This is a genomic window from Micromonospora sp. AMSO1212t, assembly GCF_008868145.1.
In the GTDB taxonomy this organism is placed as follows: Bacteria; Actinomycetota; Actinomycetes; order Mycobacteriales; family Micromonosporaceae; genus Micromonospora; species Micromonospora tulbaghiae.
In genome coordinates this window covers 1-22,726 of sequence record NZ_WBKS01000099.1, presented here as the reverse complement: position 1 = coordinate 22,726, position 22,726 = coordinate 1, and the positions used below count along the sequence as shown (strand labels likewise).

Annotated in this window: 22 protein-coding genes and 1 tRNA gene; 11 read left to right on the top strand and 12 right to left on the bottom strand. The window is 72.6% G+C overall.

The window, feature by feature from the left end:
- From F8279_RS21860 to ligD (F8279_RS21850), 3 genes are all read right to left on the bottom strand, one after another.
- Window positions 1-663 (bottom strand): TIGR03089 family protein (locus F8279_RS21860; RefSeq protein WP_151500907.1); only part of this gene is annotated, 663 nt, incomplete at its 3' end.
- An 83-nt stretch (window positions 664-746) separates the two neighbouring features.
- Window positions 747-1,661: a non-homologous end-joining DNA ligase gene (gene ligD / locus F8279_RS21855; RefSeq protein WP_151500906.1), complete on the bottom strand. Its 915-nt coding sequence runs from the start codon at window positions 1,659-1,661 to the stop codon at window positions 747-749.
- Entirely contained in the window at window positions 1,651-2,589 is a 939-nt protein-coding gene (ligD, locus tag F8279_RS21850; protein ID WP_091416135.1) for a non-homologous end-joining DNA ligase, read from the bottom strand. Before ligD (F8279_RS21850) ends, ligD (F8279_RS21855) begins: the two co-directional genes overlap by 11 nt.
- A gap of 87 nt (window positions 2,590-2,676) precedes the next feature.
- Between ligD (F8279_RS21850) and F8279_RS21845 the strand changes: the two genes are divergently transcribed.
- Window positions 2,677-3,681, top strand: a complete 1,005-nt coding sequence (locus F8279_RS21845; protein WP_091414671.1) for a Ku protein — start codon at window positions 2,677-2,679, stop codon at window positions 3,679-3,681.
- A 47-nt stretch (window positions 3,682-3,728) separates the two neighbouring features.
- Here the strand turns inward: F8279_RS21845 and F8279_RS21840 are convergent, their stop codons facing one another.
- Entirely contained in the window at window positions 3,729-4,121 is a 393-nt protein-coding gene (locus F8279_RS21840) for a PPOX class F420-dependent oxidoreductase (protein ID WP_151500905.1), read from the bottom strand.
- A 63-nt stretch (window positions 4,122-4,184) separates the two neighbouring features.
- On the opposite strand from F8279_RS21840, the gene F8279_RS21835 reads away from it, so the two are divergent.
- The 4 genes from F8279_RS21835 to F8279_RS21820 all read left to right on the top strand — a co-directional run bounded on the left by F8279_RS21835 (window position 4,185) and on the right by F8279_RS21820 (window position 7,691).
- Complete coding sequence (locus F8279_RS21835; RefSeq protein ID WP_091414666.1) at window positions 4,185-4,937, top strand: FKBP-type peptidyl-prolyl cis-trans isomerase; 753 nt, start codon at window positions 4,185-4,187, stop codon at window positions 4,935-4,937.
- A gap of 139 nt (window positions 4,938-5,076) precedes the next feature.
- Window positions 5,077-5,925 carry a hypothetical protein gene (locus tag F8279_RS21830; protein ID WP_192580743.1) on the top strand — a complete coding sequence of 283 codons (849 nt, stop codon included), beginning with the start codon at window positions 5,077-5,079 and terminating at the stop codon, window positions 5,923-5,925.
- A 32-nt stretch (window positions 5,926-5,957) separates the two neighbouring features.
- Window positions 5,958-6,626 carry an HAD family phosphatase gene (locus F8279_RS21825; protein WP_091416133.1) on the top strand — a complete coding sequence of 223 codons (669 nt, stop codon included), beginning with the start codon at window positions 5,958-5,960 and terminating at the stop codon, window positions 6,624-6,626.
- Between the two features lie 51 nt (window positions 6,627-6,677).
- Entirely contained in the window at window positions 6,678-7,691 is a 1,014-nt protein-coding gene (locus F8279_RS21820; RefSeq protein WP_091414663.1) for an NADPH:quinone reductase, read from the top strand.
- Window positions 7,692-7,871: 180 nt separating this feature from the next.
- Here F8279_RS21820 and F8279_RS21815 read toward each other — a convergent pair whose 3' ends face one another.
- On the bottom strand, window positions 7,872-9,506 hold the full coding sequence (locus F8279_RS21815; RefSeq protein WP_192580742.1) for a fatty acid--CoA ligase: 1,635 nt from the start codon (window positions 9,504-9,506) through the stop codon (window positions 7,872-7,874).
- Window positions 9,507-9,606: 100 nt separating this feature from the next.
- Between F8279_RS21815 and F8279_RS21810 the strand changes: the two genes are divergently transcribed.
- Complete coding sequence (locus F8279_RS21810) at window positions 9,607-10,098, top strand: NUDIX domain-containing protein (protein ID WP_091414658.1); 492 nt, start codon at window positions 9,607-9,609, stop codon at window positions 10,096-10,098.
- Between the two features lie 6 nt (window positions 10,099-10,104).
- On the opposite strand, the gene F8279_RS21805 is transcribed toward F8279_RS21810, so the two are convergent.
- Both F8279_RS21805 and F8279_RS21800 read right to left on the bottom strand, forming a co-directional pair.
- Entirely contained in the window at window positions 10,105-11,772 is a 1,668-nt protein-coding gene (locus F8279_RS21805) for an MDR family MFS transporter (protein WP_091414655.1), read from the bottom strand.
- 54 nt (window positions 11,773-11,826) lie between these two features.
- Window positions 11,827-12,384: a type 1 glutamine amidotransferase domain-containing protein gene (locus F8279_RS21800; protein ID WP_091414652.1), complete on the bottom strand. Its 558-nt coding sequence runs from the start codon at window positions 12,382-12,384 to the stop codon at window positions 11,827-11,829.
- A 123-nt stretch (window positions 12,385-12,507) separates the two neighbouring features.
- Here F8279_RS21800 and rfaE2 point away from each other — a divergent pair, with 123 nt between their 5' ends.
- Window positions 12,508-14,394 carry a D-glycero-beta-D-manno-heptose 1-phosphate adenylyltransferase gene (gene rfaE2, locus F8279_RS21795; RefSeq protein ID WP_225853361.1) on the top strand — a complete coding sequence of 629 codons (1,887 nt, stop codon included), beginning with the start codon at window positions 12,508-12,510 and terminating at the stop codon, window positions 14,392-14,394.
- The gene (locus F8279_RS21790; protein ID WP_151500902.1) at window positions 14,391-15,263 is read left to right on the top strand and encodes a glycosyltransferase family 2 protein; all 873 of its coding nucleotides are present in this window, start codon (window positions 14,391-14,393) and stop codon (window positions 15,261-15,263) included. Before rfaE2 ends, F8279_RS21790 begins: the two co-directional genes overlap by 4 nt.
- Here F8279_RS21790 and F8279_RS21785 read toward each other — a convergent pair.
- The 3 genes from F8279_RS21785 to F8279_RS21775 form a co-directional block, all read right to left on the bottom strand.
- On the bottom strand, window positions 15,238-16,359 hold the full coding sequence (locus F8279_RS21785; protein WP_192580741.1) for a glycosyltransferase family 9 protein: 1,122 nt from the start codon (window positions 16,357-16,359) through the stop codon (window positions 15,238-15,240). The two genes, F8279_RS21790 and F8279_RS21785, sit on opposite strands and share 26 nt — an antisense overlap.
- Before the next feature lie 61 nt (window positions 16,360-16,420).
- The gene (locus tag F8279_RS21780) at window positions 16,421-16,957 is read right to left on the bottom strand and encodes an Hsp20/alpha crystallin family protein (RefSeq protein WP_151500901.1); all 537 of its coding nucleotides are present in this window, start codon (window positions 16,955-16,957) and stop codon (window positions 16,421-16,423) included.
- Window positions 16,954-17,460: a DUF2231 domain-containing protein gene (locus tag F8279_RS21775; protein ID WP_151500900.1), complete on the bottom strand. Its 507-nt coding sequence runs from the start codon at window positions 17,458-17,460 to the stop codon at window positions 16,954-16,956. Before F8279_RS21775 ends, F8279_RS21780 begins: the two co-directional genes overlap by 4 nt.
- Window positions 17,461-17,627: 167 nt before the next feature.
- On the opposite strand from F8279_RS21775, the gene F8279_RS21770 reads away from it, so the two are divergent.
- Entirely contained in the window at window positions 17,628-18,248 is a 621-nt protein-coding gene (locus F8279_RS21770) for a pyridoxamine 5'-phosphate oxidase family protein (protein ID WP_116503531.1), read from the top strand.
- A 37-nt stretch (window positions 18,249-18,285) separates the two neighbouring features.
- Here the strand turns inward: F8279_RS21770 and F8279_RS21765 are convergent, their stop codons facing one another.
- Window positions 18,286-20,460, bottom strand: a complete 2,175-nt coding sequence (locus F8279_RS21765; RefSeq protein ID WP_151500899.1) for an acyltransferase family protein — start codon at window positions 20,458-20,460, stop codon at window positions 18,286-18,288.
- A gap of 222 nt (window positions 20,461-20,682) precedes the next feature.
- On the opposite strand from F8279_RS21765, the gene F8279_RS21760 reads away from it, so the two are divergent.
- Complete coding sequence (locus F8279_RS21760; RefSeq protein ID WP_151500898.1) at window positions 20,683-21,510, top strand: TrmH family RNA methyltransferase; 828 nt, start codon at window positions 20,683-20,685, stop codon at window positions 21,508-21,510.
- A 135-nt stretch (window positions 21,511-21,645) separates the two neighbouring features.
- On the top strand, window positions 21,646-22,377 hold the full coding sequence (locus F8279_RS21755; RefSeq protein WP_091414639.1) for an LPXTG cell wall anchor domain-containing protein: 732 nt from the start codon (window positions 21,646-21,648) through the stop codon (window positions 22,375-22,377).
- A 146-nt stretch (window positions 22,378-22,523) separates the two neighbouring features.
- Here F8279_RS21755 and F8279_RS21750 read toward each other — a convergent pair.
- Window positions 22,524-22,597: transfer RNA gene (locus F8279_RS21750), tRNA-Thr, on the bottom strand.
- Window positions 22,598-22,726 lie beyond the last annotated feature (129 nt).

Here is a 22,726-nt window from a genome sequence, read left to right as displayed (position 1 = left end):
CGTGGCTCCGGCGGACAAGGGGGCCAGGAGCCACTTCACGGGCTGCTCGTCCTCGGCCGGGTCGATCACCAGGCGGTCGCCTCGGCGCAAGTCGCGCTGGGTGGCGATCTCGGCGGCCAGGCGACGCCACGCGCCGAAGCTGGTGCCGTCCGGCGTGGCCGGGCCGGCCGGGTCGACCGCCGTGTAGTCCGGCGGGTCGGTCGGGTGCCGCAGCACCTCGGCCGACCAGTCCAGCCAGCCCGGCGGCACCTCGGCGAGCGGGCCCGGCCCGGTGCCCACCAGGTAGCGGTGTGTCCCCTCGGGCACGTCCTCCAGCCAGTCGTCGAGCCGTTCCGGGGTCACGAACACCGCGTCGTACGGCCGGTCCGCGCCCGGTTCGAGCACCGGCAGGCCGGCCAGCGCGCGGGGCCGGAACGACACGGACAAGCCCACCGACCAGGCCCCGAGCAGCACCGCAGCGGTACGCCAGTGCGGCGGCAGCAGCACCGCCACCCGGTCACCGGGGCGTAGTCCGCACCCGTCGCGCAGCAGTCCGGCGCTGCGGGCGGTCCACTCGCCGAGCTGCGCGGCGGTGAGGTCGGTGCGTTCCCCGGTCTCGTCGTCGTGGTAGCTGAGCAGCGGGTACCCGACCGCGTCGACGGCGACGGTTGCCTGGTGGGCCATGTGCGGACTCCTGTCTGCCGGTCCGCTCACCCTAACCGTCCGAGCCGCCCGTCCAGGGCAGCCCAGCAGTCGAGCGGCCCGGGTCAGCGCGCGGGCAGTTCCGGACCGCCGTCGAGCAGCGGGGCCAGCAGGTCGCCCTGCTTCTCCACCCGCTTGAGCACCTCACCCGCGGTGTACGGCCGCGTCGACGGCCGTTTCCCCGCCGCACCGGCCTCCACCTCGTCCCAGGTCAGCGGCGTCGACACCGAGGGCACCGACTGGGCCCGCAGCGAGTACGGCGCCACAGTCGTCTTCGCCGCGTTGTTCTGACTCCAGTCGATGAAGACCTTGCCGGGGCGCAGGTTCTTTGCCATCTTCGACACGATCAGCTTCGGGTGTGCCTGCTCCAGCTCCTGCGCGATGCGCTTGGCGTAGTCGGAGACGAGTTCGGCGTCCTGCGTACCGGCGATCGGGCAGCACAGCTGCATGCCCTTCTTGCCCGACGTCTTCGGGTACGCCTCGACGCCGTCGGAAGCCAGCCGGTCGCGCATCAGCAGCGCCACCTGGCAGCACTGCTTGAGCGCCGCCGGGGCGCCCGGGTCCAGGTCGACCACCATCATGTCCGGGTGCGCGCCGATCTTCCACTGGGGAGTGTGCAGCTCCAGCGCGGCGAGGTTGGCCAGCCACACGAGCGTGGGCAGCTCGTCGCAGACCACGTAGTCGATGGTCTCCCGCCCCTTCGTCGACCCGGGGGCGGGCAGGTTCTCGGTGCGTACCCAACCGGGGGTCGCGGCGGGTGCGTTCTTCTCGAAGAACGAGCCGCCGTCGACGCCGTTGGGGAACCGGATCCGGGTCAGCGCGCGGTCGCGCAGGTGCGGCAGCAGCACGGGGGCGATCCGGGTGTAGTAGTCGATCACCTCGCCCTTCGTGAAGCCGGCCTTCGGGAACAGCACCTTGTCCAGGTTGGACAGCTCCAGCGAGCGTCCATCGACCTCGACCTTGAGCCGGTCAGACGGCATCGTCGACCTCCTCGGGCGGCTTGTCCGGGCGCAGGCGCAGGATGCGCGGGAAGCGCAGCCGGCCGTCCGGCGTGCGCTGGCCGTACTTGACCTCCACCACGATCCGGGGAGTTACCCAGATCGCGCCCCGAGCATCCTCACGCGGCACGCCGGCGGCGAACGGGGACGCGTCGGCGCGCAGCGGTTCCAGCTCGCGCAGCAGTTCCCGTTCGATCGCCGCGCCGATCCCGCCGCCGACCCGCCCCCGGTAGATCAGCCGCCCGTCCGGGCCGGGCACGCCGACCAGCAGGCCACCGACGCGCCGGGCGCCGGGTCGCCAGCCGCCGACCACGAAGTCTGCGGTGACCTCCAGCTTGACCTTCACCCAGTCGGGCGAGCGCACGCCGGGCCGGTAGAGCGAGTCGACCCGCTTGGCCATCACCCCCTCCAGCCCGTGCTCACCGGCCGCCGCGTAGGTGGCCGGCCCGTCGCCGAAGACCGGCGGCACCGCCCACCGGGCGGCGCCGAGACCGAGCGACTCCAGCGCCGCCCGTCGCTCCCGCCACGGCCGGGCGGTCAGGTCGACGCCGTCGAGCCGCAACACGTCGAAGATCATGTACGTGACGGGTACTGTCGCCGCCAGCCGCGCCGCCTTGGCCGGGTTGCGCACGTGCATCCGCTCGGCGAGCGCGGTGAACGAGGGCTGCCCGTCGGCGAAGAGGACCACCTCGCCGTCGAGCAGCGCGTCGTCGACCTGCTCGGCCAGGTTGAGCAGTTCCGGATACGCGGTGGTGATCTCGACGCCGGAGCGGGCGTAGAAGTGCCGGTCGCCGCGGGAGATGTCGGCGAGCGCGCGTACGCCGTCCCACTTGAACTCGTACGACCAGGCAGCGCCGGCCGGGAGCTGCCCGGTCGTCGCGAGCATCGGCTTCAACGGCGCGCCGGGCACCTCCTGACTGTAGTTGCGCACGGAAGCGCGTGCGTCCCGTTCGATCGTTTGCGATTCTGGTGGTCAACCGGGGAGAGGAGCGCGGGAATGCGGGCGATCTGGAAAGGAGCGGTGTCGTTCGGCCTGGTGTCGATCGGGGTGAAGGTCTACTCGGCCACCGAGGAGAAGGACATCCGTTTCCACCAGGTGCACCGTGAGGACGGCGGCCGGATCCGCTACAAGCGCACCTGCTCGGTCTGCGGCGAGGAGGTCACCTACGACGACATCGCCAAGGGATACGACATCGGCGGCGGCGAGATGGTCATCCTCACCGACTCCGACTTCGCCGACCTGCCGTTGAGCACCTCGCACGCGATCGACGTACTGGAGTTCGTACCGGCCGAGCAGGTCGACCCGATCCTCTACAACAAGGCGTACTTCCTGGAGCCGGAGGGCTCGGCGACGAAGCCGTACGTGCTGTTGCGCGACGCGCTGTCCGACTCGGAGCGGGTGGCGATCGTCAAGGTGGCGCTGCGCCAGCGGGAGCAGCTGGCCACGCTGCGGGTGCGCGAGGGCGTACTGCTGCTCAACACCATGCTGTGGCCGGACGAGATCCGCCGGCCGGACTTCGGCTTCCTGGACGAGGACCTGAAGGTCCGCCCGCCCGAGCTGGCCATGGCCAGCTCGCTGATCGACTCGATGGCCGGTGAGTTCGAGCCGGACGCGTTCACCGACGACTACCGGGCGGCGTTGCAGGAGGTCATCGACGCGAAGGTCGAGGGCCGCGAGGTGGTGCAGCCGGAGGAGGAAGAGGCCGCGCCCGCCGCCGCAGTCGACCTGATGGCGGCGCTGAAGGCGTCGGTCGAGCGGGCCCGGGCGGCCCGGGGCGAAGCGCCGTCCGGTGGCGGTGCCGAGCCGACCCCGATCTCGTCGGCCCGATCCGCCAAGAAGGCCGCGAAGAAGGCGCCGGCGAAGAAGGCCGAACCGGCGAAGAAGACGGCGGCCAAGAAGACGCCCGCGAAGAAGACGGCGGCGAAGAAGGCCGAACCGGCGAAGAAGACCGCCGCCAAGAAGACGCCCGCGAAGAAGACGGCCACGAAGAAGAGCGCCTGACGCGTACGGCGGGCCCCGCCCTCGATGGACGGCGGGGCCCGCGCCACTCAGCCGCGGCCGAGCTTCTCGGTCGGGGTGACGCGGACGATGACGCGTTCCTCGCCCGGGCGGCGCCAGGGGTAGGTGTCCTGGCCGAGGTACTTCTTCGCCATCCGGTCGATGTGCTCGTCGGCGCCTTCGGTGACGAACTCGACGGTGCCCTTGATCCACAGCGTGCGGTAGTCGTCGGCCTTGTCCGCCACCGACACCGCGACCACCGGGTTGCGGGACATGTTCAGGTACTTCTGCCGGCCTTTGGCCGTGTTGAACACGACGTGCTCGCCGTCGGTGTCCACCCAGACCGGGGTGACGTGCGGGGTGCCGTCGGCCTCGACCGTCGCCACGTGCGCGAGCTGCGGCTCGGCGAGCAGGGCCAGGTCTTCTTCGCTGAGGATCGCCATGGTCGGAAACTACCCCGCGCCGTGCCCTCGTATCGGGCTTCGTGTCCGGATCGTGGTGGCCGTATGGGCACGCTGGGGGTCCGGGCGGGTACCGTGTGCGCTGGCCTCGGCGGCGGCCCGCCGGGGGCGCACCCACCCACCCTGCAGGGAGTCGACGTGAGCGAGCGTGTGGAGAACCGGTCGGCGGGCCAGGCCCCGGCCACCAAGGCACAGCGGCGGCTGGCCGCCCAGCTGGCCGAGAAGAAGGCGGCCGAGGCGCGTCGCCGCCGGCAGTCGATCCTCGGCGCGGCGGTGGGCGTGCTCGCGGTGGTGGCCCTGGTCGGCGGCCTGGTCTGGCTGAACAGCGGGGACGACGACAAGGCGTCCACCGCCGGCTCCTCGGCCAGTCCCACCGCACCGGCCGAGCCCACCGGGATGCCCGCTCCGGAGCTGCCCGCCGGCATGGACCCGGCGCTGAAGACCAAGCCGACCGTGCAGGCCGGCACCGGTGAGCTGAAGAAGCTCACTGTCACCACGCTCGTCAAGGGCACCGGCCCGGCGGTGAAGGCCGGCCAGAACATCACCACGAACTACGTGGGTGTCTTCTACAAGGACGGCAAGCAGTTCGACGCGTCCTGGGACTCCGGCCAGCCGGCCACCTTCCAGATCGGCGTGGGCCAGGTCATCAAGGGCTGGGACCAGGGCCTGGTCGGTGTGCCGGTGGGCAGCCGGGTCCAGCTGGACCTCCCGGCCGAGCTGGCGTACGGCAACGACGCCGCCGGCGGTCGTCCGGCCGGGCCGCTGCGCTTCGTCGTCGACGTGCTGGCTGCGCAGTAGATCACTCCGGGCTTCCGCCCGGTCACCCAGCGGCAGTAGGTTCATGGTCACCACGGGCGGCACGTCCGCCCGTGGTGATCTGCCCACCGACGCGGAGGTGCACGTGGCGGCGCTGGACGAGGCCGGGGTGACCCGGCAGATGTGGACGCTCTACGAGCCGGTCCACGCGGTGACCTACTTCCACCCCCGTGCCCGGGCCGCGTTCGAGGCGGTCGGGCTGCGGGGCTACTGGCGCGGCTACTTCGCCGGCCGGGCCGCGCCGCTGGGCGCGGTCGACGCGCCCGCCGTGACTGCTGCGTTCTTCAGTTTCGCGCCGGCCATGGTGGCCCGCGCGCTGCCGTCGGTGTGGCACCTGGCCACCCCGGAGGAGGCGCTGCGGGCCCGGCTCACCGGTGGTGTGCAGGCGCTCGCCGAGTTCACCTACGAGCTGCCCGAGTCGCACCTGGTCGAGGCCGCCGACCTGCTGGAGGAGGCGGCCGGCCGGGTGGACGTCGCCGGCCGGGTGCTCGGCGCGGTCAACGCCGCGCTGCCCCGGGGCGAGTACCCGCTGGCCCGGCTCTGGCAGGCCGCCACCACGCTGCGCGAGCACCGCGGCGACGGCCACGTGGCGGCGCTGGTCACGACCGGGCTGGAGCCGGCCGACGTGGTGGCCTGGCGGTGCCGGGTCGACCAGTCCCGCGAGTTCCACCAGCCGGCCCGGGGCTGGACCGACGAGCAGTGGACCGCCGCCGAGCAGCGCCTGGTGGACAAGGGCTGGCTGACCGACGACCTGAGCCCCACGCCGTACGCCACGGAGACGTTCCGCGTGGTCGAGGAGGCCACCGACCGGGCCGCTTCGGGTCCGTGGCAGGCGCTGGGCGCGGAGCGTACCGACCGGCTGCGGGAGCTGCTGGAACCGATCGCGACGCGCTGCCGCACGATCATCCCGGCCAAGGCTCCGATCGGCCTTCCGGCGCAGCGTTCGGCCGGAGCCGCGCTGCCACGGTGAGTCCGGCCGCCGGCTGGGGCAGGATGGTCGACGTGGTGGACGCGGTGCTCTTCGACCTGGACGGCGTGATCGTGGACTCGGAGCCGGTCTGGGAGGAGGTCCGGCGGGCGTACGTGGCCGAGCACGGTGGCACCTGGCAGCCGGACACCCAGCGCCGGCTGATGGGCATGAGCACCGCCGAGTGGGCCGGCTACCTGAGCGGTGAGCTGGGCGTCGACAGGTCGGCCGAGCAGGTCGCCACCGAGGTGGTGACCGAGATGGCCCGGCGGTACGCGCAGCGCGTACCGCTGATCGACGGCGCCGACGCGGTCGTGCGCCGCATCGCCGCGCGGTGGCCGCTGGGCCTGGCCAGTTCCTCACCGACCCGGCTGATCGCGGCGGCGCTGGACGCGACGGGCCTGGCCGGCGCGTTCGGCGCGACGCTGTCGACCGAGGAGACCGCCCGGGGCAAGCCCGCGCCCGACGTGTGGCTCGCGGTGGCGCAGCGGCTGGGCGTCGACCCGGCCCGGTGCGTGGCGGTGGAGGACTCGTCGAACGGGGTCCGCTCGGCGGCAGCCGCCGGGTGCCGGGTGGTGGCGGTGCCGCACGGCTCGTACCCGCTCGACCCGGACGCGGAGGCGCTCGCGGCCGTGCTGCTCCCCTCGATCGGCGCGCTCACTCCCGAGGTGGTCGAGTCACTCGGCCGCCGTGCGGCGGAATGATCGGTAGACGGCGGGGTAGCGCCATCACGCGACGACGGTGAGGGGACGGCGATGAAGGCGATCGTGTACGAGCGCAGCGGGGACGCCTCGGTGCTCCAGGTGGTCGAGCGGCCGGTGCCGGAACCCGGTCCGGGCGAGGTGCTGGTCCGGATGGCCGTGTCGGGGGTGAACCCGACCGACTGGAAGGCCCGCCAGGCGTGGCCGCTGCCGGCCGGCTGGCAGATCCCCCACCAGGACGGCGCCGGGGTGGTCGAGGCGGTCGGCGAGGGCGTGGACCGGACGCTCATCGGTGAGCGGGTCTGGGTGTGGGAGGCGGCTTGGCAGCGCCCGTGGGGCACTGCCGCCGAGTACACGCTGGTCCCGGTCCGGCACGCGGTGCCGCTCGGTCCGGCCTCGTTCGACCTGGGTGCGGCGCTCGGTATCCCGTTCATGACCGCGCACCGCTGCCTGACCGCCGGCGAGTTCATGCCGGACAAGCTGCACGCGGGCGCGTTGAGCGACCACGTGGTGCTGGTGCAGGGCGGCGCGGGCGCGGTGGGCAACGCGGCGATCCAGCTCGCCCGGTGGGCCGACGCGTGCGTGATCACCACGGTGAGCAGCCCGGAAAAGGCGCAGCTCGCAGCGGCGGCCGGGGCCAGCTTCGTGATCAACTATCGCGAGCAGGACGTGGTCGAGGAGGTCCGCAAGGTCGCGCCCGACGGGGTGCACACGATCGTCGAGGTCTCCGCCGCCCGGAACGCCGCCGCCGACGTACGGATGCTGCGCACCGGCGGGGCGGTCTGCGTGTACGCCGACGACGGCGGCGACGAGGTGACGTTGCCGATCCGGCCGCTGATGGTCCCGAACGCGCGCTGGCAGTTCGTGCTGATCTACACCGCGCCGAAGGTGGCGAAGGCGCAGGCGGTCACCGACATCGCGGCGGCGGTGGCGCAGGGCGCGATCCGAGTCGGCGAGGAGGCCGGCCTGCCGCTGCACCGGTACCCGCTGGCGGAGGCCGCTGCCGCGCAGCAGGCGGTGCAGGACAGCGTGGTGGGCAAGGTGCTGGTGAGCACCGCCGACGAGTAGGCGACCGGATTTCCCCGACAGCCGGACAGACGCGAACAAGTTTCGCAACAATGACGGTGCGGGTCACCCCGTAACGGACGGGCGGCCCCGGCGCGGTGCGAACGCCGGGGCCGCCCTCTGGGAGGAATGCCCGTTGGAAACGTGTTCCTGCCCGTGTAGGCGACGGTACGCCGCGAAACGTTACGACGCGGTCAGTTCCCGCACGTCGAGCCCGCCGTCGGCGTACCGCGAGCGCACCACCTTCTTGTCGAACTTGCCGACGCTGGTCTTCGGCACCGCGTCGATGAACGCCCACCGCTCCGGCAACTGCCAGCGGGCCACCGAACCGGCGAGGAAGTCCCGCAGTTCCTCGGCGGTCACCGACGCGCCCTCGCGGACCACCACAGTGGCCAGCGGCCGCTCGTCCCAGCGCTCGTCCGGTACGCCCACCACGCACGCCTCCAGCACCGCCGGGTGGGCCATCAGGGCGTTCTCCAGTTCGACCGAGGAGATCCACTCCCCGCCCGACTTGATCACGTCCTTGGCGCGGTCGGTGAGCGTGATGTAGCCGTCCGGCGAAAGCGTGCCGACGTCACCGGTACGCAGCCAGCCGTCCCGGAACTTCTCCTCCTCCGGGGCGTCGTCGCCGATGTACCGGGCGGTCACCCACGGCCCGCGTACCTCCAGCTCGCCCACTGCCGTCCCGTCGGCGGGCAGCGGCTCGCCGGCCGGGCCGACGATCCGCGCGGTCACCCCCGCCGGGACGCGGCCCTGCGTGTAGCGGTAGCGCCAGGCGTCGTCGCCGGTGGCACCGGCCGGCGCCCGGGAGACCGAGCCCAGCGGCGACATCTCGGTCATGCCCCAGGCGTGGATGACGTCGATGCCGTAGCGGTCGTGGAAGGCGTGCATCAGCGACGGCGGGCAGGCCGACCCGCCGACGATCACCTCCCGCAGCGAGGAGAGGTCCACCTCGTGCGCGTCCAGGTAGGCCAGCAGGTCGGTCCAGATGGTCGGCACCGCACCGGCGAGCGTGGGCCGCTCGGCGGCGATCATCGCGGCGATCGGCTCGGCCTGGAGGAACCGGTCCGGCATGATCAGCGACGCGCCGGAGAGGAACGCCGCGTACGGCAGGCCCCAGGACATCGCGTGGAACATCGGCACGATGGCCAGCTCGCGATCGTTCGGACCGAGCCCGAAGCCCTCCGGCATGCAGACCTGGAGCGAGTGCAGGTAGATCGAGCGGTGCGAGTAGGCGACGCCCTTGGGGTTGCCGGTGGTGCCCGAGGTGTAGCAGAGCGCCGCCGCGTCCCGCTCGTCCACCTCCGGCCAGTCGAAGTGGTCCGGACGGCCGTCCAGCAGCGCGTCCCAGTGGTGCACGGTGATCCGGTCACCGGCCACGGCCAGCAGCGGGGCCGGGTCACCGCCGCCGACGACCACCACGTGCGACACGGTGGTCATCTCGCCGATCACCCGGGCGAGCAGCGGGATGAGCGTGGTGTCGACGAGGACCACCCGGTCCTGCGCGTGGTTGGCGATGTAGGCGACCTGGTCGGGGAAGAGCCGGATGTTGAGCGTGTGCAGCACCGCGCCCATGCTCGGCACGGCGAAGTACGCCACCAGGTGCTCGTTGTTGTTCCACATGAACGTGCCGACCCGCTCGTCGCCGGTCACCCCGCACTCGTCGCGCAACGCGTGGGCCAGCCGGGCCGCGGTGCGGCCGACCTCCGCGTACGTCATCCGGCGGGGCTCGGCGCCGGTCCAGGTGACCACCTCCGCCGCGCCGTGCACGGTGGAGCCGTGTTCGAGGATCCGGGCGACCTGAAGGGGGGCGTCCATCATCGTGCTACGCATGGGTGACAAAGTAGTGGCGGCGGTCACATCTACGGAACCCCCCGGAATCGCCGAGGTGATCGCGGATGCTGCGTAGATTGTCCGGGTGAGCATCTCGTGGGCCGACTCGTACGTGGGGCAACTCCGCGCCCTGGCCGGTGACCGCACCCTGATGTTCGTCGGCGCCCGCGCCGTGGTGCGCGACAACGCCGCCCGGGTGCTGCTCATCCAGCGCTCCGACAACGGCCAGTGGGCGTTGCCGGCCGGCGCCATGGAACTCGGCGAGTCGATCGCCGACTGCGCCGTCCGGGAGGTCCGGGAGGAGACCGGCCTTCGGGCGACGCGGGTCAGCGCGTTCGCGCTCTACACCGGCCCGGACCGCACCCACACCAACATGTACGGGCACACGTACCAGGTCTTCACCACGGCGTTCCGGGTCGACGAGTGGGACGGCGAGCTGGCCCGGTTCACCGACGAGACCACGGACTCCGGGTTCTTCCACCCGGCGGACTTCCCGCACCCGCTGTCGACGAGCGTGCACGAGACGCTCGCCGACCTCGACGTGTTCGAGCAGACCAACCGGCTGATCCTCAAGTAGCCCGGCTCAGAGCATCGTCTGCGACTTCGCCTCCATGTCGGCGGCGGCCTCGTCCTTCGACTCCTTCGTCAGCGGCTTGCCGCCGGGCGCGGGCGCCTTTCCGCCGAGCGGGTCGGCGCCGCCGGTCGCGCCCTGCGGGCCGGTGCCGCGCAACTGAAGGTTCGGCATGGCCAGGGTGACCAGCACGGCGATCACGGCGATCAGCCCGGTGGTCAGGAAGACCAGGTGCAGCGACTCGACGAACGCGGCCTGGACGGCGGCGCGTACCGGGGCGGGCAGCGCGAGGATCGCCGCCGGGTCGTTGATCGAGAAGTCTCCACCGGCAGTCACCGCGGCCCGCTGCTCCGGCGGGAGCTGCGCCAGCGCCCCCGGCAGCCGCGCGGACATCTCGGCGGTGAGCCGGGACGACAGCACCGCCCCGAGGATGGCCACGCCGAACGAGCCGCCGAGCGACCGGAAGAACGTCGCCGACGAGGTGCCCGCGCCCAGGTCGCGGACGCTCACCGCGTTCTGCACGGCCAGGATCAGCGACTGCATGCACAGGCCCAGCCCGACGCCGATCACCACCATGTAGCCGAACGCGGCCCACAGCGTGGTGGCCACCTGGAGCTGCTGGAACAGCAGCATGCCGACCACCAGCACGGCCGCACCGGCCACCGGGAACCACTTGTACCGGCCGATCCGGCTCATCGCCCGGCCGGTGAGCACCGAGGTGACGATGACGCCGGCCATCATCGGCAGCATCAGCAGACCGCTGCGGGTCGGCGAGGCGCCCTTGACGATCTGGAGGTACAGCGGGATGAAGATGATCGACCCGAACATCACCAGACCGAGCACGAAACCCGCCCCGTTGGCGAGCGCGAACGTGGCGCTGCGGAACAGCCGCAGCGGCAGGATCGGCTCCTTGGTCCGTGCCTCCTGGACGACGAACAGCACGCCCAGCACCACGCCCGCGGCGAACAGCCCGACGATCACGCCGGAGCCCCAGGCGTACTCGGCGCCGCCCCAGCTCAGCGCCAGCAGCAGGCAGCTCACGCCGGCGACCAGCAGCGCCGCGCCGATCCAGTCGACTGTGTGCTCCCGGCGCTCGAACGGCACCAGCCGCATCACGTGCCAGCAGACCACGATGGCGAGGATCGCCAACGGCACGTTGATGTAGAAGATCCACCGCCAGTTGTTCTCTGCGAAGTAACCGCCGACGAGTGGTCCGGCCACCGACGACACCCCGAACACCGCGCCGAACAACCCCTGGTAGCGGCCACGCTCCCGGGGCGACACCACGTCCGAGATGATGGTGAACGCCAGCGTCATCAGGCCACCGGCGCCCAGGCCCTGCACGCCTCGCGTGACGATCAGCTGGGTCATGTTCTGCGACAGTCCCGCCAGCAGCGAGCCGAGCAGGAACATCCCGATCGAGAACAGGAAGACCGGCCGGCGTCCGTACAGGTCGGCCATCTTGCCGTACAGCGGCGTCGAGGCGGTCGAGGCCAGCAGGTACGCGGTGACCACCCACGAGTAGTGGTTGATGCCGCCCAGTTCGCCGACGATCGTCGGCAGCGCGGTGCCGACGATCGTCTGATCAAGAGCCGCCAGCAGCATGCCGGTCATCAGACCGAACATCAGCAGGCGGATCTGGCGGGCGGGCAGTGCGGGACGGGCGGCCTGGGCGGTCATCCCGCTTCCTATCCCACCGGGGGCGGATCATGCCCCCGGTGGGACTGTGAGTTTTCAGCGGGCGGTGTGCCGCCCCTCGGCGAACTCCTCGACGATCTTGGCGCAGAACGCCGGCAGGTCGTCCGGCTTGCGGCTGCTGACCAGCCCGTTGTCGGTGACGACCTCCTGGTCGACCCAGTTCGCCCCGGCGTTGGTGAGGTCGGTGCGCAGGCTCGGCCAGGAGGTGATGGTGCGGCCCCGCACGACGTCCGCCTCGACGAGCGTCCACGGGCCGTGGCAGATCACGCCGACCGGCTTGCCGGCGTCGAAGAACGCCTTGACGAACCGGACCGCCTCCGGGTCCGCACGCAGGAAGTCGGGGTTCGCCACGCCACCGGGCAGGACCAGGCCGTCGTACGCCCCGGCATCCGCCTCCTTGGTGGTGACGTCGACCTGGTACTGCTTGCCGTGGTCGAGGTGGTTGAAGGCCTGGATCGTGCCGGACTCGATGGAGACCAGCTCGACCTGGGCGCCGGCGTTCTCCACCGCCTCCCGGGGCTCGGTGTACTCGACCTCCTCGACGCCGTCGGCGGCCAGGAAGGCGATGCGCTTGCCCTGAAGTGTCGCTGCCATGCTGCTTCTCCTCTCCGGGGTACGTCTGCACGGTTCCCCCGCCCGATGCCGCGAAACCGGACGCATCGGGTGGCCCGCATCGCACCATGTTTGTCCCGACGGCCCGGGGGGATCCGCAGAGGCATGGCAGGAGCAGCAGCGGAAGAGCGCCGGCTGGCCACCGTCGTGGCGAGCTGGCAGCAGCGTCCCGTGCTGGTCGTCGGGGACGCCATGCTGGACGAGTGGCGGTTCGCCGAGTCGGAGCGGCTCTGCCGCGAGGCGCCCGCGCCGGTCCTCACCCTGCGGCGGCGGATCTCCGCGGCCGGGGGCGCCGCCAACACGGCGGTGAACGTCGCAGCGCTCGGCGGCCGGGCCGCGCTCGTCGCCCCGGTCGGCGCCGACGTGGCCGGCGACGAACTGCACGACTGCCTGGACCGCGCGGCGGTCTGGGACCGTACGGTGAGCCAGCCGGGCCGGCACACGCCGGTCAAGCGGCGGATGCTCGCCGGCAACCAGATCCTGCTCCGCGAGGACTCCGGCGGCCCGGAGGACGGGCTGGACGCCGACGGCGTGGCCCGCCTGCTGACCGCGCTGCACTGCGCCACCGAGGAGCTGCGCGCGGTGGCCGCCGGTCAGCCGCTCACGCTCGTGGTCTGCGACTACGGCCTGGGCGCGCTGCCCTCGGCGGTACGCGCCTGGCTGGTGGCCAACCGGGACCGGTACGGCACCGTGGCGCTGGACGCGCACGACCTGGCCGACTGGCGTGGACTGAACCCGACAGTGGTGACGCCGAGCTTCGCCGAGGCGACCCGGCTGCTGGCCCGCGCCGCCGCCGGGTTCGCGCACGCCGAGCGGGGTGCTGTCCCCAGCGGCGACGTGCACCTGGATCATCCGGCCGAGGCCGACGGCCCGTCCGAGCTGATGGTGGGTGCCGCGCCCGGCGGGGCCGGTGAGCGCGTACCCGGCAGCCCGCACCCGACCTCGGGCACACCGGCAGCCGAGGCCCCGGCCGGGCCGACCGGCGAGCCGACGCCCGGCGAGGAGCGGGTGGCGCTCACCGGGGACGGGCTCAGCGTCACCGGGACCGGCGTGACGGTGAGCGCGGCGGCCGGCGCCGGAGTCGACCGGGCCGTGCTGGCCGAGTCACGCCTGCCCGAGCTGCGCGAGCACACCGGCGCCGACGTGGTGGCGGTGACCCTGGACACCGAGGGCGCTGTGGTCGGCGGCGCCGAGGGCGCGCCCCGGCGCAGCCACAGCACCCCGGTCCCGGCCAGTCACGCGGTGGGCGCCGGGGACGCGTACCTGGCGGCCATGACGCTGGCGCTCGCCGCCGACGCGGGCCTGCCCACCGCCGCCCAGCTCGCCCAGCTCGCCGCCACCATCACGGTCGCCGACACCGGCACCTGCGTGTGCCGGCGGCAGGATCTGCTGGCCGCGCTGGGCACCGACGCGGACGAGGGCGGGCACCCGGCCCTGGTCGGCGCCGACGAGCTGGCCGCGCTGGTGGACGAGCACCGGCAGGCCGGGCGGTCGGTGGTGTTCACCAACGGCTGCTTCGACGTGCTGCACCCGGGGCACGTCCGCTACCTGACCCAGGCCCGCGCGCTCGGCGACCTGCTGATCGTGGCGGTCAACTCGGACGGCAGCGTACGGCGGCTCAAGGGCCCGGACCGGCCGGTCAACCCGGTCGAGGACCGGATCGCCCTGCTGGCGGCGCTGGCCTGCGTCGACCACGTGGTGGTCTTCGAGGAGGACTCGCCGGCCCGGCTGATCGAGGCGGTCCGACCCGACGTCTACGTCAAGGGCGGCGACTACCCGCCGGAGATGGTGCCGGAGGCGCCGCTGGTACGGCGGCTGGGCGGGCAGGTGCGCACGCTCGGGTACGTGCCGGACCGCTCCACCTCGGCGATCATCGACCGGATCCGCGCCCAGTCGCACAGCATGAGCGAACGCACCGAGCGAAGCGAGGGCCGTGAGGCCATGCCAGACCAGCAGCATAGCCCCGCCGTGGGCGAGGGCAGGCCGGCGTGACCCGTCCGCTCGACCCGGGTACGCCCGAACGGTTCCGGCAGCGCCGGCGGCTCGACGTGCTGATCCCCACCCGCAACCGGCCCGCCGAACTTGCTGTCACGCTGTCCGGGCTGGCCGCCCAGGAGGGCGTACCCGGCTTCGGGGTGGTGGTCAGCGACCAGTCCGACGGCGAGCCCGCGTACGCGCACCCGGCCGCCGCCACGATGGTCCGGGCGCTTCGTCATCGAGGACACCCGGTGCTGCTGACCCGGCGGCTGCCCCGCCGCGGTCTGGCCGAACACCGGTCCTACCTGCTGGCCCAGTCGGCGGCCGACGCCGTGCTCTGCCTCGACGACGACGTGTGGCTGGAGCCGGGCGCGCTGTCCCGGCTGGTCACCGCGCTGGACGAGCTGGGCTGCGGGTTCGTCGGCAACGCGGTGCACGGGCTCTCCTACGCCGACGACGTCCGCCCGGAGACGCACCGGCACTACGAGGAGTGGGCCGGGCCGCCGGTGCCGGAACGCATCCAGCCCGGCACGCCGGAATGGCACCGGGCGTCCATCCATCCGGCGGCGAACCTGCTGCACGTCACCGAGAAGCTGAACCTGGCGGCGGGCGAGTGGCGGGCGTACAAGATCTCCTGGATCGGCGGGTGCGTGCTATACGACCGGGCCAAGCTCGTCGACTCCGGCGGCTTCGACTTCTGGGAGCGGCTGCCCGAGCGGCACCAGGGTGAGGACGTCGCCGCCCAGCTCGCCGTGCTGGAGCGTCACGGCGGCGCCGGTGTCCTGCCCAGCGGGGCGTACCACCTGGAGTCGCCGACCACTGTCACCGAACGCGACGTGGAGGCGTGGGAAGTGGTGCTCAGCGAGTCGTCTGCGGAGGTGTGAGCAGCTCGCGGGCCGCCTCGACCACCTCGGCGGCGGGCACGTCGGCCACGAACGACACCCGGTGCGGGCACTCGCCGTCGCCCGGCCGGTGCGGGTAGATCCCGGGTGTGCAGTCGACTCCGCAGACCGGGCAGTGGGTGGTCCAGGCGGCGATCGGGCGGTGCCGCCCGCGCAGCGGCGACGCCCCGTTGATCAGGTTGCCGACCCAGAAGACGCCGACCGTGGGCGCGCCCACGGCGGCAGCCAGGTGCAGCGGGCCGGTGTCGTTGGAGACCACGAGCGCGCAGTCCGCGTACGCGGCGGCGAGCGCGCCCAGACCGAGCGTGCCGACCTGTGGGCGCACCGGCACTCCGGCCGCCGCCACCACCGCGTCGACCGTCTCCTGCTCGGTGGGGGTGCCGGTGACCAGCACCTCGTACCCGTCTCCGGTCAGCTCGCGGGCGACCTCGGCGAAGCGTTCCGGCGGCCAGCGGCGCCGCGTGTCGGTGGCACCCGGGTGCAACGCGACCCGGGGCCGGGTGGGTTCGCCGAGCACGGCGGCGGCCTCCGCCCGGTCGGCTGCGGTGACCGCGAGCGCCGGGGTGATCGTGGTGGCGGGCGCCCCGACCAGGGCTGCGACCTCCAGGTAGCGGATCACCTCGTGCTGGTAGTAGACGTAGCGCAGCCACCGGTCCAGCGGCGGCGCGCCCTCGGCCCGCAGACCGGCCGTGACCCGGGCGCCCAGCCCGGCCACGAACGGGTTCGAGTTGCCGCCGCCGCCGTGCACCTGCACCGCCAGGTCGAACCGTTCGGCGCGGGCGGCGGCCAGGAACGCCGGTACGTCACCGGGCGACTCGCCGGGCGCCGGGTCGCGGATGCCCGGCGCCGCCGGCACCACCAGCACCCGGTCCACCGGGCCGGGCCGGTCGCGCCAGAGCGCCGCGTGCCACGGCGCGCCGAGCAGCACGATCTCAGCCGACGGGTACGCGGACCGCAGCGCGTCCAGTGCCGGCAGCACGAAGATGAAGTCACCGAGCGCGTTGGCCCGCAGCACGGCGATCCGCTCGACGTCCGGGACGCGCTCGCCGACCGGACCGAGCACCGACGACGGCTCCAGGTCGCGGCGCGCCGACAGACGCGCCGAGCCGGAGTCGTCGGACGGGCTGGTCACGCGGCCCCTACGGCCTGTCGATCTCGTCGAGCGCGGTGTCCGGGTGGTGCAGTTCCCGGTCCGCGGCCGGGTCGGCGGGCATCGGCGTACGGTCGGCGCCCGGTCGCGGGCCGGTGCGACCGACGGTGATGGTGCGCGGCGCGGGCCGGGACGCCCGGGGCACCCGCACCCGCAGCAGGCCGTGGTCCATCACCGCGTCGATCCGGTCCGGGTCCACGCGGGACGGCAGGTCCACGCGGTACTCGAAGCCCCGGGTGGTGAACCCGCCCGGGATGCCGTGGTCGGCGTTCACCTCGGCCTCCGACCGGGCGCGTACGCACAGCTCCCGGTCGTCCAGCTCGACCGCGACCTCCTCCGGCGCGACGCCCGGAAGCCGGACGATCACCTCCCAGCCGTCGGCCGTCTCGGCCAGATCCACGTCCTGGTTGCCGGACCGTCCGCCGACCAGCCGGCTCAGCTCGGAGCGCAGCGACTGGAGCTCCCCCATCGGATCCCAGCCCTGCTGGCGGCCACGCCAGCCCCGTCCGCCGCTCTGTTCGGTCATCGCACGTCTCCGATCCGCTGGGTCGCCGAGGGGGGTCGCAGCGAGCTGGGCGCATTCAGGTCGTGCTCCGGGTCGACGCCGACACCGAGCCGGTCCACCAGCTCGCCGCCGAGCCAGGCGCTGACGCCGAGGATCGCCAGGGCGACCACCTCGATGGCGATCAACGCGCCGCCCGCCGCGCGGGAGTCGGCGTTGAGCCGGACCACCCAGACCGCGGCGAACAGCAGGATGACCGCCACGTTGGCGGCGGCGTGGGTGAGCCCGACCCGCTTGGCGCGGGTGCCGGCCGGCAGGGCGAGCAGGTCGAACGCCCCGGCCGCCGCGGCCAGCAGGCCACCGATCAGACCGACGGTGATGTTCCAGTACGCGACCTCGCCGAGGAAGTCCGGCCCGCCCACGGTGTCCACCACATCGAAGATCACGGCGGTCACGAGGAGCGCCACCGGGAACATCACGAGCATCGGATGCACGGGATGGCCGAGCACCTTCAGTCGGCTCTCCATCTCGGCCTCCATCCGTCGTGTCCGGACGCACGCTGCGAACCGGTCCCTACCCGCCGGCCCCGGGGGCAAACCCGGCGCTCGACGCGCTCTTCTAGGCTGACCTTGGCGGATCGCGGCCCGTCGCGGGGCGGAACCGCCGTCGAGGTCAACGGACGGGGGAGGAAGACGTGACGACCCGGGAGATCACAAGCGAGGCCGAACTACGTGAACTGATCGGCACACCGATGCCGCGGGCGGCCGCCAAGGACCGCCGTACGCTGCACGAACGCGACCGGGAGTGGCTCGCCGCCTCGCCGTTCTGCCTGATCGCCACCGCCGGCGCGGACGGCACCTGCGACGTCTCCCCCAAGGGTGACCCGCCGGGTTTCGCGCTGGTGCTCGACGACACCACGATCGCGATTCCGGAGCGGCCCGGCAACCGGCGTGCCGACGGCTACCGCAACATCCTGGCCAACCCGCACGTCGGGTTGATCTTCCTGATCCCCGGCCGTACCGACACGCTGCGGATCAACGGCCGGGCCCGGCTGATCGCCGACGCGCCGTGGTTCGCCGACATGGAGGTCAAGGGCCACCGGCCGCTGCTGGCCGTCGAGGTCGCGATCGAGCAGATCTTCTACCACTGCGCGAAGGCGTTCCTGCGCTCCGAGCTGTGGCAGCCGGAGACCTGGCAGCCGGACGTGCTGCCGACACGGGCCCGGCTGATCAAGGAGGTGGAGGCCCCCGCGGAGAGCCTGGCCGACCTGGAGCGCCACTACGGCCCGGCCTACCTGGAGACGCTCTACCGCTGACCTCGTCGCCGGCGGTCGGCGCCGCAACCCCGGCGCGCTACCCCGCCGGGGTGAAGCGCGCCGGCACGCCCACGTCGGCCAGGGCGCGGGCGAGGTGCGGTGCGGTGGTCTTCACGTACGCCGCGCCGATGTGCGAGCCACCCCGGTAGATGAGCACGTTGCCGAACACCACAGGGCACCTGTCGGTCGGGCAGACGGCGTCGAACAGGTCGATCATCTTGACCTTCGGCGCGCCCGCGACCGCCTGCCGCTGCATCCGGTACCCCGGGTCCTGGTCGTGCCGCTCCCGGTCGAACGCGCAGGCCGACAGGCGCTTGCGGTTCTTGTCGGCACAGGCCACCGCCGCGCCCGGATGCGGGTTGTTGGCGAGGACGACGACCTTGGTCCCCACCGAGTCGAGCTTCTTCCACGAGGCCCGAACGCCGGACACCATCGCTGCGACAGTGGCGCGCTTGCCCCCGCTGTCCAGGGCCGTCGACGCCGACTGCGAGGTGACCACGTAGTCGGGGCGCTCCCGCACCAGGCGGTCCAGCAGCGCGCGGTTCCACTCGATGCAGTCGGTGTACGGCTTGCCGGACCCGTCGCCCTTGAGGACCTGGGCGCTGGTGAAGGCGCATCCCGCCTTCGCCATGATCAGCAGCTTCCAGCCGTTCTGCGTGGCGAGTACCTGGAACGCGGGCAGCCACTGGTCCATCTTCGAGTCGCCGACGAGCGCGACGGTGGTGGACCCGTTCGGAACGCCGTACGTGCAGGACAGCACCTCGGCGCCCTCGACCTGCTGGAAACACTTGTCCCGGTTGGTGTCGGGCACGTCCATGAAGCCCTGCCGGATCTGCAGCGGGTCCGGCGTGATCGCGTCGAACCGCTCCGGGACCGGGCCGATCGGCGCCGTGCCGGGCGCTGTGGACAGCAGCGCGGCGCCCGGGGCGTACCGGCTCTTGGTCGTGGTCGCGGCGGCGGCCCACGCGCCCATCAGCACCAGGACCAGGCCGGCGCAGATGCCGGCGAGCGTGAAGTTGCCGCCCAGGCTCAACGCCAGGCGCGGCGACGTGGAGATCTTCCGCGAGTAGCGCAGCGGGTTCTCCACCAGCCGGAACGTGAGCCAGGCCGGGATCACCGAGGCGAGCGCCACGACCAGGCCCTCGGTCACCGACAGGTCACCGAAGTGCGCGGCGGCCACCACGAGCATCGGCCAGTGCCACAGGTACAGCGAGTACGACAGGTCACCGATCCACTGGAACGGACGCAGGCCGAGCACCATCACCGGCCCCCGGGAGCCGGCTGCGGCACCGGCCGCGATCACCGCCGCCGCGCCGAGCGTGGGCAGCGCCGCCGCGTACCCCGGCCATGCGGTCTTCCCGCTGACCAGCAGCGCCGCCACCACGATCGCGGCGAGGCCGAGCCACCCGAGGACGACCGCCACCGACCGGGGCATCCGCGCGGCGCGGACCGCCAGCAGGGCGACCGCCGCACCGACCGCGAGTTCCCACAGCCGCGTGGTGGAGACGAAGAACGCGCGCTCCGGCGAGTTCGCCGTCTCGACGATCGACCAGGCGAACGACGGCACCGCCAGCACCGCGAGACCCACCCACAGGACCGGCCGTACGTTCGCCCGCCGGAGCTTGCGCGCGGCGAGGATGGCCAGCACGATCAGCAGCGGCCAGAGCAGGTAGAACTGCTCCTCCACGGCGAGTGACCAGAAGTGCTGCACCGGCGACGGCGCGACGTCCTCGGCCAGGTAGTCGACCGCGCGGTCGGCGAACCGCCAGTTGACGACGTAGGTCGCCGCGGCGGCGATGTCGCCGCCGATGACCTGCCACTCACCCCGGGGTACGAACAGCCGGACCGCCACTGCGGTGGCCGCCAGCACCACGGTGGCCGCGGGCAGGATCCGCTTGGCCCGCCGCGCGTAGAAGCCGGTGAGCGAGACCCGCCCGCTGCGCTCGATCTCGGAGATGAGCTGCCCGGTGATGAGGAAGCCGGAGATCACGAAGAAGACGTCGACGCCGACGAAGCCACCGGGGATGAACGGCAGCCCGGCGTGGTAGAGCAGCACCAGCCCCACGGCGACGGCCCGGAGCCCGGCGACGTCGGCCCGGAACCGGCTCGGCGTCGCCTCCCTGCCCGGCTCGCGGCCGGTCGCCGTACCGGCCGGCTCCTCGTCGGGTGATCCTTCCCGATCGGCACCTTTCGTCAGCGGCGGGGAAGTCATCGCGATCCTCAAACTCTGCGGGCTGGGGCGAGGGAACGATAGCGGCTGGTCAGGCGGGGGACAATCACGCCGCACCGCCTCGTCGAGCGGGCGCTGCTACTCGGCGGCCGGGCGCTCCGGTGCGACGAGCAGGCGCTCCGACCCTAGACCGTTGCCCGGCGGCGTAGGGGGCGGGGTGGATACGGCGGGTGGCGCGGGCAGGCGATGGGGTTGAATCGGCGGGTGGCGAAGACCTTGACGATCACCACCCGCAACGCGAGCTTCCAGCAGTGGCAGGCGCTGCTGACCAACCGCACCAAGCGGCAGCGTTCCGGGGAGTTCCTGGTTCAGGGAGTCCGCCCGATCACGGTGGCCCTGGAGCAGGGCTGGGAGATCCGCGCCTTCCTGTACCCGGACCGGCAGCCCCTGTCCCGCTGGTGCCGCGACCTGCTCGACCGCACCGACGCCAGGCGGGCCGCCCTCGCGCCGGAGCTGATGCGGGAACTGAGCGGCAAGGAGGAGGAGTCACCCGAGCTGCTGGCCGTGGTGGCGCAACCCGCCGACGACCTGGCCCGCATCCCGGTCGGGCCGGCGATGCTCGTGGTGGTCTTCGACCGCCCCAAGACCCCGGGCAACATCGGCACGCTGATCCGCTCCGCTGATGCGTTCGGCGCCTCCGGCGTGATCATCACCGGCCACGCCGCCGACCCGTACGACCCGAAGGCGGTCCGGGCCACCACCGGGTCGCTGTTCGCCGTACCCGTGGTGCGCGTCGCCGGCCACCGCGACGTCCTGGACTGGGTCGCCGCGGTGCGCGCGGACGGGCTTCCGCAGGTCCAGATCATCGGTACGGACGAGCACGGGGACGTGGACGTCGCCGAGCACGACCTGACCGGCCCCACTCTCCTGCTGGTCGGCAACGAGACGCACGGACTCAGCAAGGGCTGGCAGGAGGCCAGTGACCGGATGGTGCGCATCCCCATCGTGGGGGCGGCGAGTTCGCTGAACGCGGCGGCGGCCGGGACGGTGGCCCTGTACGAGGCCGCACGGCAGCGCGCCGAGCGCCGGTAGGCGGGCGGAGTCGCTCCGCCGGCCGGTGCCTCACCGAATTCGTCGCCGCGAAAACCGGCATCGATACCACATTGCTTTTCCGCCCCCCGCCGGTAGCATCTGCATGTTTTGACATACACGGGGAGGAAGAACCAAATGCAGTGGAAAATCCCGGCCGGCGCTTTAGTGGCGCTGGTCTTTCTGCTCCCGGCGGCGCCGGCGACGGCTCAAACCGAGCCGCCCGTGCTCAATGAGGCCTGCCAGACGGTCGAGCGCAAGGTCTACAAGGACATCCGCAAACTCGTCACCATCGACCTGGACACCGCCGCCGACGGCCAGGTGCGACTGCTGGCCGCCCAGATCCTGCACGCGGCGACCACCGACTCGTTGCCCGTCCTGCCCGGCGCGATTCAGGAACGACTGAACGGCACCGCGGAAGACCTTCGCGCGTTCCTCAAGGAGGACGTGCAGGACATCTGGGCGACGGCTCTGCGAATCAAGATCGGCCAGACGATGACGGGTGCCGGCACCAACGTACGAAAGGCCGCGCAGAAGGTGCTCGACGACCCGTCCGTCGATGCCTACCTGGCTTACCTGAACGACGGCGTGTACGCCGCACGAGCGCTTGACTGCGCCGCTTCGCCCACTCCGACGCCGACGTCCCGGCCGACGTCGGTACCGAGCGCCACGCCCAGCGCCACGACGACCGTCGCGCCGCCGCCTGCTTCCTCCGCCAGTCCGGCCGCTCCCGGTGGTGGCGAGGGCGGTGGGCTGCCCGTGACCGGCGACAACACCGCGACCGTAGCCGGCGTCGGCGGTGCGCTTCTGCTCCTCGGCGGCGCGGGCTACCTGCTCGGACGCCGCCGCCGTTCCCGCTTCGTGGCATAGCTCGACTCGTCGCGCCCAGCTCGACGCTTCGTCGAGCTGGGCGCGATCACGGATCGGGAACACGCGGTCGCGGCAAGCGCGCAAGGCCTGGTGACACTGCTCAAGAAACGAAGAAGCCCAGGTCTTTGACCTGGGCTTCTTCACCGAGCCGCCTGACGGAATCGAACCGTCGACCTACGCATTACGAGTGCGTCGCTCTAGCCGACTGAGCTAAGGCGGCAACGATCGTCAAGTGTACGGCACGCCCCGCCGCAGGGTAGTCCGGACCGGCCGCGAAGTCACTCCCGTGGCTGGGCGGATGTGGTCCGCTGCCCGGCTTCGGGGGCTGGGGGACCCGGGTCGGCTTCCG